This window comes from Streptomyces sp. NPDC002911 (assembly GCF_053591835.1).
The window spans coordinates 1-1,382 of the sequence record NZ_JBSFUO010000093.1 but is presented as its reverse complement, the minus strand read 5'-3'; the positions used below and the strand labels follow the sequence as shown (position 1 = coordinate 1,382).

General features: G+C 65.6%; 1 protein-coding gene. It reads left to right on the top strand.

The window, feature by feature from the left end; translation table 11 throughout:
* Positions 1–115 precede the first annotated feature (115 nt).
* Positions 116–1,342 (top strand): IS256 family transposase, encoded by a 1,227-nt coding sequence (locus ACWD04_RS33995; protein ID WP_451137586.1) that lies wholly within the window; start codon positions 116–118, stop codon positions 1,340–1,342.
* The last annotated feature ends 40 nt before the right edge of the window (positions 1,343–1,382 follow it).

Here is a 1,382-nt window from a genome sequence, read left to right as displayed (position 1 = left end):
CGGGACTGTAAAACGTTCGGTGTAACTCCCGATCATGGAAGATGCATCGATGACCAGCAACAACGTGACCGAGGTCGAGACCGTCGAGCCGTCTGAGGTGGTGCCGTCGAAGTCCATGGACGACCGGCTGATCGACGAGCTCGTGGGTCGGGCTCAGGCCGAGGGTCTGCGGCTGACCGGCGAGGGCGGGCTGCTCCAGCAGCTGACCAAGCGGCTCCTGGAGTCCGCTCTCGAGGGCGAGATCACCGACCACCTCGGCTATGAAAAGCACGATCCCGCCGGGAAGAACGGCGGCAACTCACGCAACGGCACCCGGGCCAAGACCGTACTGACCGATGTCGGCCCGGTGGAGATAACCGTGCCCCGCGACCGCGAGGGTTCCTTCGAGCCGAAGATCGTCAAGAAGCGGCAGAAGCGCCTTTCCGGCGTGGACGAGATGGTCATCTCGCTCGCCGCGAAGGGCCTGACGACCGGTGAGGTCCAGGCTCACCTGTCCGAGGTCTATGGCGCCGAGGTGTCGCGCCAGACGATCTCCACAATCACCGACAAGGTCCTCGAGGGCATGGCCGAGTGGCAGAACCGGCCCCTGGACGCCGTCTATCCAGTGATCTTCATTGACGCGATCCACGTGAAGATCCGCGACGGTGCGGTGGCCAACCGGCCCGTCTACGTGGCTCTGGCCGTCACGGCCGAGGGCCGGCGGGACATCCTCGGGCTGTGGGCCGGCGACGGCGGCGAGGGCGCCAAGCATTGGATGCATATCCTCACCGAGATCAAGAACCGCGGCGTGAACGACGTCCTCATGCTCGTCTGCGACGGGCTGAAGGGGCTGCCCGACGCGGTCGAGACCGTCTGGCCCCGCACCGTCGTGCAGACCTGCGTGGTCCACCTGCTGCGAAACTCCTTCCGCTATGCCGCCCGCCAGGACTGGGACAAGATCGCCAAGATGCTCAAGCCCGTATACACGGCAGCGACCGAGGAGGCCGCACTCGATCGGTTCGCCGAGTTCGCAGACGCCTGGGGCAAGAAGTATCCGGCGATCGTGCGGCTCTGGGAGAACGCGTGGGAAGAGTTCACCCCGTTCCTCCGCTTCGATACCGAGATCCGCCGCGTCGTCTGTACCACCAACGCGATCGAGTCCGTCAACGCCAGGATCCGCCGGGCGGTCAAGGCCCGCGGCCACTTCCCCAACGAGACCGCCGCCCTGAAGTGCGTCTACATGGCGATCATGTCCCTGGACCCCACCGGCAAGGGCCAGGCCCGCTGGACCATGCGCTGGAAGACCGCCCTGAACGCCTTCGACATCACCTTCGACGGCCGGCTCTCCGCAGCGCGTCAGTAACCTTCAACAACCCGAGTTACACCGCTCGTTTGACAGACCC

Coding starts and splice junctions, on each gene's coding strand:
- ACWD04_RS33995 (WP_451137586.1), top strand. CDS start 116: ATGGACGACCGGCTGATCGACGAGCTCGTGGGTCGGGCTCAGGCCGAG.